The sequence below is a fragment of the Psychrobacter sp. AOP31-B2-9 genome (assembly GCF_052378005.1).
Lineage (GTDB): Bacteria > Pseudomonadota > Gammaproteobacteria > Pseudomonadales > Moraxellaceae > Psychrobacter.
Map to the genome: position 1 here is coordinate 20,788 of NZ_JBQSXG010000032.1, position 8,484 is coordinate 29,271.

Here is an 8,484-nt window from a genome sequence, read left to right on the forward strand (position 1 = left end):
GATTTGACTATATCACTCTATATGCTGGGTTTGAGTATAACAAATCTACCATTAAGATGGACAGTCGTAACGCACAAAATCGTAAAAGCACATATCATCATAGTAACTTTTACATTTTCTGTTAAAATAGGCGGGCTTGCCATAAGCCTTATAAGATAAATAATCGCAGGCCCTAGGATGTGTTTTTAGTTCAATCGATAGTCATTTAAATGGGTTAAAAATGGCAAAATCTTGCCAAACAGTGTTAAGTAGTTGACTAATATCTCGATACTATCTGTGCTACTTTGCTTGTTTTACGGCAATTTAGCTCATTTTTATCAGCATTTTTAAAACGAGGACACACCCTAGTAATATGCCCACCACTACTATTTAATTATCATTTTTTTTCATAAAAATCTAATGCATGAATGCAGGATAATCTTATTATGTCCTTACGCTCAACCGTTTTTTATAAAAGTCTTATCCTCAGTGTTACTGTGAGCAGTGCGCTGTTTTTGAGCGCGTGTGATGATGATCCGCAACGTGGGGCAGAAGTAACTGAATCAATAGACCTCTCTATTTTTGAGGGATGTTATACGATCAGTAATGATGAGCCTGCCCAGATCAAAGTCAGTCAGAAAGATGGTTCATGGATAATGCAAATGAAAGAGCCCACCAGTGCTGAGCGTATTTGGGATGATCCTGAGTCGTTAGAATTGATAGAGAGTAGTGAAATACCGAATTTTTTCTCCATTGATCCTGATAATGTCGATGCTGTCATAGGTCGTCCTGATAGAGTATTGGTTTTGGCTCATATCAAACCGGTCTATGCTAATATTGATCCGCTACTAGACAGTGAGTATTTGTCCTATATTTATCGAGGAGCTAACACTATCTATCGAGTAGAGTGCGATGAGATTAATACCGATATTGCAGGTGACCCACATGCTAATATCATCATTGAAAATGTCAATGAAGGCACTTAGAATGAAGGCGCTTAGATCGTCATTGATTTGAGTAGTGCAAGTCACAAGTAGAGTGAGTCATTAGCAGTAAAGTTGTGTTATAAATCGTTATATCATTAGAGTCAGGACATATGAATTTTTTAAGTTATGTGGTGTTAGGCGGGTTTGCTTATGCAGCAGGGTGGGCGATCAAGACGCATGTACTCGAAAAGAATCCTGACGCTAAGCAGGCTTATAATTTAAAGCATCCAACCATCTTAGCGTATTTGGGAGGGTTTTTTATTATTATGCTGATCGTCTCGTGGCTGATTGGTCGCTATGCATTGGGACATGCCACTATTGATTTGCCTTTTATTATTGTCAATAGTCTCGTTGCGACCTTCGTTTATTCATTCGGTCTGAATCCTGAAAAAGCCAATTACGATGTGCCTGATTAGCGCCTGTTAATCGGGTTGTCCGAAAATAAGCCACCACTGATGACTCATTTCTTCAGTTGTGGCTTTTTTGATTATGGTTTATTTTTTCACATTAGCATTGGTTTTGGTGGTTGACTGGCTATCTTTCCACACTTGATATTTTTGTAAATCTTTTTCGATCAATTTCAAGCAGAATTTTAGTACCAAAGCATCATCGATATGACCGATAAAGGGGATAAAGTCAGGAATTATATCAATAGGGTTTAGGGTATACAGCAAACCGACAATACCTGCCGAAATCGTCTTGTAAGGAACTTTCCGGTAATCGCCTTTATAGTAGTCCTTGAGCAAGCTCATAAACAGCAACAAATCTTTGGTGAAGTGCTCAAGATAGCTGTCACTCTTTAGTTTGTTTTTGAGCTTATCTTCTTTACCAATCAAGTATTCTACATCTGAGTCAAGTACATCATTTTTGTCTTGTTTGTCGTTTTTTTTAGCAAACATCGGTATTCTCCCTATGTTCTTACGATGAATTCTTGTCCACTATAACAAAGTCATCACCGTTATGTGGTTTGTCTCAGTAGCGAAAAAGTAAATATGGGCAAGGGTTCGGCAACTATCAGCGCAAAAAACTGTCTACAATATACGGCTATGTGCTTTAAGCCAGTAAGCGGCAAAGATAAAGATGGCTTTACCAGTATATAAAAACAAAAATGATAAGGTAGTAGCGAGATATGAGCGCCAAAATACAATCACTAACAGATGATAATAAAAATGGTCATACGGCGATTGAAACGAAATCTGGATTGAACCGTCGCCAGTTTTTGCGTCAAGCTGGCGTGAGTGCAGGGGTAGGGTTATTAGCGACGCACAGTATTACTCAAGCATTGGCTTCTGATACGTTAGATTCTGGCACATTGTCTTCTAGTAGTACACAGTCTTCTAGTAGCACACAACTCACTAAAGATGACCTACCGTCTACGCTAACGGCTGATGATTCACTAGCGCGAATATCATCGACACAGACAAGCTGTATCGCGCCTACGATTGAGACACGACTGTTTGCCAGCTCAAACGTCGGTGGTAGTAAAGACCGTATCCAATTGGCACTAGAACGTATGGCATGTGCAGGTTTCAAGGTCAATAATCCAGTGATTACCAATCGTCAGTATCTGCGTTTTGCGGGAACCGACTCGCAGCGAGCCAGTGATCTGCAAAACATCGCGACTGGTGCTATTGCGGCACCTAAGCTGCTATTGGGCGTCCGTGGTGGCTATGGTGCCATGCGCATATTACCTATGGTGGACTGGTCGACACTTGGGCGTATCATGTCGGAGCGCGGTACGATACTCGCAGGCTTTAGTGATGTGACCGCTATTCAGTGCGCATTATTGGCAAAGGGTAACATGAGCTCGCTTGCTGCGCCGATGCTCTATAGCGAGTTTGGCAAGACCCAACCTGACCAAGTCAGCTGTCAGAAATTTGTGGACGCATTAACCAATCCTAACCTAACCATTACTATACGAGATGCTGCGTTAACCAGTCAGCAGCTTCCTGCCATATTGACAAAGGGTGAGCCAAAACCATTAACGGGTACTATTTGGGGTGGTAATCTGAGTGTGGTGTCAGCGCTGGCAGGTAGTGAGTATTTACCACGTATTGATGGCGGTATTGTGTTTTTAGAAGATGTCGGTGAGCAAGCGTATCGTATTGAGCGCATGCTATATGATCTGTATTTGGCTGGCGTGTTCAAAAACCAGCAGGCCATTGTGTTTGGTGCATTGTCTGGTATAGGAGAGGATAGCTATGACAAACGTTATGATGCTGCTACCGTGGTGCGTCAGTTGCATAAATTAACAGGATTGCCTATTTATAGTGGTATGAGCTTTGGTCATATTGGACAAAAGCGCAGCTTTCCTCTTGGAGCAACCTGTCAGCTTACACCAAATACAACTGGCGGCTATCAGTTGGCATTTACTGACTATCCAACCATCAAAGCAGAAGCTATCCATGTCGAAGGATTGTGGCAAGCGGTTTAGGCATTAGACAAACCCTATAAAGTTAGCCATTAAAGAACCGTGTTAAATCGCCAACCGAGAAAACTTTTCTTGATATTCTTTTGGTGTCAGCTCAGTTGCGCGCTTAAATAAGCGGGTGAATGAAGAGATATCATCGTAGCCGACTTGGTCAGCCAGTGATTTTATCGTCACATCCCCCAACTCTAGTAAGCGTTTTGCTTGTTCAATTCTGACGGCCTGAATATACTCAATGGGTCGCATGGTCACAGCAGACTGAAAGCGCCGGTTCAATGTGCGTGGCGTGATATTAGCCATTGCCGCCAAGCTACTGATTTGAAGCGGCTGTTGGAAGTTTTGCTCAATGAACTCTTGTACCTGCTTAACCAGTTGATCTGAATGTGGTTTGTGTAACGTCACATTGGTATAACTGTTCTGATTGCCTCTTTTGCTATCGATAATCTGAGTCTTTGCTACTTGGGTAGACACCTCACGCCCACAGTATCGTTCAATCAATAACAATGCTAAATCATAAAAAGCACTACCGCCCGCCGCACAAAAAATATTGCCTGATTGGTCTGCTGACTGGCCTTTTGATTGGGTGACAAACTGATTCTCTTGTAAGTCAACCAACGGAAAGTCTGCCTTAAATTTACTCGCATAGCCCCAGTGAGTGGTCGCTACCTTATTATCTAATAACCCAGCAGCAGCTAGAAAAAAAGCACCGCTACAGTTGCTAGCAATATCTGACTTCGTGTCTGCCAATCGTTTTAAATGCGGTATTAACGTTGCATTTCGGCTCAATACTTTATCGATTGAATCACCAATAGTCGGAATTAATAATAAATCGCATTCAGTTATGTTTTGAATGTCGCAATGTGCTTGCATGATTAAGCGATTACTACACCTGATATCAGCACCCCCTAAGCTTGCAATCTGCACATCAAATCTGGGCTCTACAGGTTCATCCAAGAATCGCTGCCAACTGACTCCAGTAAATGAAAAGATATCTAAGGCACCTGTCAAGGCGCTGCCAAGCACACCATCGAATCCCAAAATAATGACTTTAAAAGGTTTGAAGTAAGGCATGGGCGTTTGCGACTCCTGTGATGGGTTTTGTCCAAAAAAGGTGTTTGTTTGCTAAATATTTCTAGATGTATGTCTTATTTGACCATAATTATGTCATAAATGACAATACGGTAAGGCGTTAAATTAGATTAATATCGATTGATAACCAAATTTAATCAGTTAATGAGAATATTATGGCCGCAGATACCCTCCTCAATGATTTTGAATTACCCTTTCAGTTGTATGATGTACTAGGTACAGAATCACTTACTGAGCATGCAAAGTTTTCAGAACACAACCGCGAGACATTCGATGCTGTGTTAGAAACGGCAAATAAGATTGCGACAGATTTATTTTTGCCACACAACCATATTGCCGATAAAAACGAGCCACAGTTTGATGGCAAAAAGGTCAGCATGATAGATGATGTCAAAGTCGCTTTTGATGCGTTCCGTGAGTCTGGTTTTATCGCTGGTCGTTATCGCTTTGAAGATGGCGGCATGCAGCTACCTGAAACAGTAATGACGGCAGTGGCAGGCTACTTTATGGCAGCCAACCCATCAACCACTGCTTATCCATTCTTGACCACTGCTGCGATTAATGTCATTTCACACTTTGCCAGTGATGAGATTAAAACTGCTTTTATGCCGCGTATGTTGACAGGTGAGTTTACGGGCACGATGGCATTAACAGAGCCGCACGCTGGCTCATCGCTTGCTGATATCAAAACCACGGCGGTAAAACAAGACGATGGTACATACCGCGTAAAAGGCAGCAAGATTTATATCTCAGGCGGTGATCATGAGCTGTCTGATAATATCGTCCACTTAGTATTGGCCAAAATCCCGGGTGGTCCTGGCGGTGTTAAAGGCATCTCTTTATTTGCCGTCCCAAAGTATCGTTTAAACGAAGATGCATCAGTCGGCGAACGCAACGATGTACATCTAACAGGGCTGATTCATAAGCTAGGCTATAGAGGTACGACCTCTACGGCACTGAGCTTTGGTGACGAAGGTGACTGCCATGGTTACCTGATCGGAGAAGCACATTTCGGCTTGCGCTATATGTTTAAAATGATGAACGAGGCACGTATCGCAGTTGGTTTTGGCGCGTCGATGGTTGGCTATCGTGGTTATCAGTACTCACTTGATTATGCTAAAGACAGAACTCAAGGTCGAATTGCCCCGAACAATAAACCTGAAGATGCGGCCACCGCCATCATCAATCATGGTGATGTAAAGCGCATGCTATTGGCGCAAAAAGCCTACTCTGAAGGTGGTATCTCATTGTGCTTATACGGCTCAAACCTAATTGACCGTATCAATACTTGTGAAGACGAAACACTAAAAAATGATCTAACTGAACTATTAGATTTGCTAACCCCAGTATTAAAGGCGTGGCCATCTGAGTATGGTCCAAAAGCCAATGACTTAGGTATTCAAGTATTGGGCGGCGCGGGCTATACGCGTGAATATCACGCCGAGCAGTTTTGGCGCGACAATCGCCTAAACCCTATCCATGAAGGCACAAACGGTGTGCAGGCATTAGATTTGTCATTTCGTAAATTATGGCAAAAAGGTGGTCTTGGTATTCAAATTCTAAAACGTGAGATTACGCAAGATTTAGAACGTATCACTACGCCTGAGAGCGCACAGCTTGCAGGTAAGCTGATGCCTTATATGGATCAGTTACATGAAGTGCTCGTGCATTTAGGCAAAGTTCTACAGACAGAAGAAGCTCTAACTTTAACTGGTAATGCTCAAGCGCTGATGAACATTTTTGCTTCAATTGTACTGAGCTGGATTTGGATTCGCCAAGCCAGTAAAGCTGAACAGCTATTAAGTACGACGCAAGATATTGAGCAGCAGAATTTTTATAAAGGCAAAATACAAGCGGCTAAATACTTCATCGATTGGGAACTACCGTTAGTTAAACGTGACATTGAAATTTTAACCAACACCAACTCGGTTTGCACTGATATGCAAACAGATTGGTTCTAAAGACGACTCTAAAAGCAACTCTAAGGAAAGAGACATGACAATGATAAATAAACAATGGCGACTAAAAGCAAGACCTGTTGGCGCGCCAAGCGCTGAAACTTGGGACTATACCGAGACGGAAATACCGACGATTACCGATGGTCAGCTACTGATCAAGGTCGAATACATCTCTATCGATCCGGCGATGCGTGGTTGGCTAAACGATGCCAAATCTTATATCGCACCGGTACAGATTGGTGATGTCATGCGCGCTGGTACTGTAGGCGAGGTGATTGAAAGTAAGCATGAGAAATTTGCCGTGGGTGACTATGTCGCAGGTCACGATGGCGTGCAGTCCTATGCCGTCAGTGATGGTGCTAATCTGTATAAAGTTGATCCAAAACTAGCGCCTTTGCCTTATTACTTGGGCGTACTCGGTATGCCAGGTATGACAGGATATTTCGGTCTGATAAAAACAGGTCAGCCAAAAGCAGGCGAGACCGTGGTCGTCTCTGGCGCTGCTGGTGCGGTGGGTAGTTTGGTCGGTCAGATTGCCAAAATTAAAGGCTGCCGAGTCGTTGGTATCGCGGGCGGCGCTGAGAAATGCAAATTTTTAGTCGATGAGCTTGGGTTTGATGCGACGATTGATTACAAAAACGAAGATGTCAAAAAAGCATTGAAGAAAACCTGTCCAGACGGCGTCGATGTGTATTTCGACAATGTAGGCGGTGATATCCTAAATGACGTACTGACCCAGATTAATCTGCATGCACGTATCGTTATTTGCGGTGCGATTAGTCAGTATAACAACACCTCAGAAGTAAAAGGCCCATCGAATTATTTATCATTACTCGTAAACCGTGCCCGTATGGAAGGCATCGTTGTCTTTGATAATATCAAAGAATATCCAATCGCTATGAAAGACATCGCTGGCTGGATTCAATCAGGTGATATGAAAGTGAAAGACCATATCGTTGAAGGTATCGAGAGGTTCCCTGATACTCTAATGATGCTCTTTAACGGTGAAAATTTTGGCAAACTGGTACTTAAGGTAGAGGGATAGATCATGACACTGAATACAAACGGAATTGCATCAGATGTGGCTAGTAATGTGGCTGGTAAACGAATTTTAATCACGGGCGGCGCCTCGGGTATCGGCGCAGCAAGCGCGTTATTACTAGCCAGTCGCGGCGCACAAGTCGTGATCGGTGATATGGCAGAAAAGATGGGAGAGGCGGTTGCCAAACAAGGCCAAGACGCTGGCAATAGTGTCGTCTTCAAAAAGGTAGACGTGACCTGTGGTGATGAAGTGCGTGCGCTGTTCGACTATGCAGTAGAAACGCTTGGCGGTCTGGATGTGGTGGTGAACAACGCTGGTATCGATCACAAGCCATCCCCAATGCATGAGCTGAGTGAAGAAGAGTTTGATCGCAATATCGCTGTGAATTTAAAAGGTGTTTGGCATTGTATGCGTGCCGCCGTCAATTGTATGCTACCTAATGGTGGTGGTCATGTGATCAATGTGGCGTCTATTGCAGGTCTGCGTTCAGCGCCGATGATTTCAGCTTATAGTGCGGCCAAACATGGGGTGATGGGTCTTACTAAATCTGCTGCCCATGAATATGCCCGCGCCAATATCCGTTTCAATGCGGTATGCCCAAGCTTTATCGATACCCCTATGGTACGCAATACGATGGCAACGATGGATGAGCGTACGCAGCAAGCAACGATCAAAGCCAGCCCGTTACGCCGATTAGGAAATGTCAATGAGATCTCTAATGCGATTGCATGGCTTGCTAGCGATGAGAGCAGCTTTATGAACGGTCATGCCTTTACCTTAGATGGTGGTATGTTGGCCTAATAGTCAGTCATGAGTTATTTACTTATGAGCGTAGGTAATCATTGTGGTATATCATAATGATTACCTATGTTTAAACCTAAATAGTTGAGACCTAAACAGATTTTATCTTTTATACATATTGTTTCTGCATAATAGGTGATGCGTATCAAAGATAAAAATCCGAACTTCACACTTGAATCGTATACAAGCCGTTTTTTAAAA

Annotated in this window: 8 protein-coding genes; 6 read left to right on the forward strand and 2 right to left on the reverse strand. The window is 43.0% G+C overall.

What is annotated here, in order from left to right; all coding sequences use genetic code 11:
- The first annotated feature begins 425 nt into the window (after window positions 1-425).
- Both ACT3SX_RS05680 and ACT3SX_RS05685 read left to right on the forward strand, forming a co-directional pair.
- The gene (locus tag ACT3SX_RS05680; protein WP_192992186.1) at window positions 426-965 is read left to right on the forward strand and encodes a hypothetical protein; all 540 of its coding nucleotides are present in this window, start codon (window positions 426-428) and stop codon (window positions 963-965) included.
- Window positions 966-1,075: 110 nt separating this feature from the next.
- Window positions 1,076-1,381: a hypothetical protein gene (locus tag ACT3SX_RS05685; protein ID WP_192992185.1), complete on the forward strand. Its 306-nt coding sequence runs from the start codon at window positions 1,076-1,078 to the stop codon at window positions 1,379-1,381.
- Between the two features lie 78 nt (window positions 1,382-1,459).
- Here the strand turns inward: ACT3SX_RS05685 and ACT3SX_RS05690 are convergent, their stop codons facing one another.
- Window positions 1,460-1,864 (reverse strand): YkvA family protein, encoded by a 405-nt coding sequence (locus tag ACT3SX_RS05690; RefSeq protein WP_192992184.1) that lies wholly within the window; start codon window positions 1,862-1,864, stop codon window positions 1,460-1,462.
- 230 nt (window positions 1,865-2,094) lie between these two features.
- On the opposite strand from ACT3SX_RS05690, the gene ACT3SX_RS05695 reads away from it, so the two are divergent.
- Entirely contained in the window at window positions 2,095-3,399 is a 1,305-nt protein-coding gene (locus tag ACT3SX_RS05695; protein ID WP_192992183.1) for an LD-carboxypeptidase, read from the forward strand.
- A 42-nt stretch (window positions 3,400-3,441) separates the two neighbouring features.
- On the opposite strand, the gene ACT3SX_RS05700 is transcribed toward ACT3SX_RS05695, so the two are convergent.
- The gene (locus ACT3SX_RS05700) at window positions 3,442-4,464 is read right to left on the reverse strand and encodes a GlxA family transcriptional regulator (protein WP_192992182.1); all 1,023 of its coding nucleotides are present in this window, start codon (window positions 4,462-4,464) and stop codon (window positions 3,442-3,444) included.
- Window positions 4,465-4,637: 173 nt separating this feature from the next.
- Here ACT3SX_RS05700 and ACT3SX_RS05705 point away from each other — a divergent pair, with 173 nt between their 5' ends.
- From ACT3SX_RS05705 to ACT3SX_RS05715, 3 genes are read left to right on the forward strand one after another with little or no spacing between them, the layout of a single operon-like run.
- Window positions 4,638-6,443, forward strand: a complete 1,806-nt coding sequence (locus ACT3SX_RS05705) for an acyl-CoA dehydrogenase (protein ID WP_442069696.1) — start codon at window positions 4,638-4,640, stop codon at window positions 6,441-6,443.
- A 34-nt stretch (window positions 6,444-6,477) separates the two neighbouring features.
- The gene (locus ACT3SX_RS05710; protein ID WP_226945109.1) at window positions 6,478-7,485 is read left to right on the forward strand and encodes an NADP-dependent oxidoreductase; all 1,008 of its coding nucleotides are present in this window, start codon (window positions 6,478-6,480) and stop codon (window positions 7,483-7,485) included.
- A 3-nt stretch (window positions 7,486-7,488) separates the two neighbouring features.
- Window positions 7,489-8,283, forward strand: coding sequence for an SDR family NAD(P)-dependent oxidoreductase (locus tag ACT3SX_RS05715; protein ID WP_192992180.1), 795 nt, complete (start codon window positions 7,489-7,491; stop codon window positions 8,281-8,283).
- Window positions 8,284-8,484: the final 201 nt, after the last annotated feature.

Bases quoted from the DNA above. Each gene is read 5' to 3' on its own strand.
- ACT3SX_RS05680 (WP_192992186.1), top strand. From the start codon at position 426: ATGTCCTTACGCTCAACCGTTTTTTATAAAAGTCTTATCCTCAGTGTT.
- ACT3SX_RS05685 (WP_192992185.1), top strand. From the start codon at position 1,076: ATGAATTTTTTAAGTTATGTGGTGTTAGGCGGGTTTGCTTATGCAGCA.
- ACT3SX_RS05690 (WP_192992184.1), bottom strand. From the start codon at position 1,864: ATGTTTGCTAAAAAAAACGACAAACAAGACAAAAATGATGTACTTGAC.
- ACT3SX_RS05695 (WP_192992183.1), top strand. From the start codon at position 2,095: ATGAGCGCCAAAATACAATCACTAACAGATGATAATAAAAATGGTCAT.
- ACT3SX_RS05700 (WP_192992182.1), bottom strand. From the start codon at position 4,464: ATGCCTTACTTCAAACCTTTTAAAGTCATTATTTTGGGATTCGATGGT.
- ACT3SX_RS05705 (WP_442069696.1), top strand. From the start codon at position 4,638: ATGGCCGCAGATACCCTCCTCAATGATTTTGAATTACCCTTTCAGTTG.
- ACT3SX_RS05710 (WP_226945109.1), top strand. From the start codon at position 6,478: ATGACAATGATAAATAAACAATGGCGACTAAAAGCAAGACCTGTTGGC.
- ACT3SX_RS05715 (WP_192992180.1), top strand. From the start codon at position 7,489: ATGACACTGAATACAAACGGAATTGCATCAGATGTGGCTAGTAATGTG.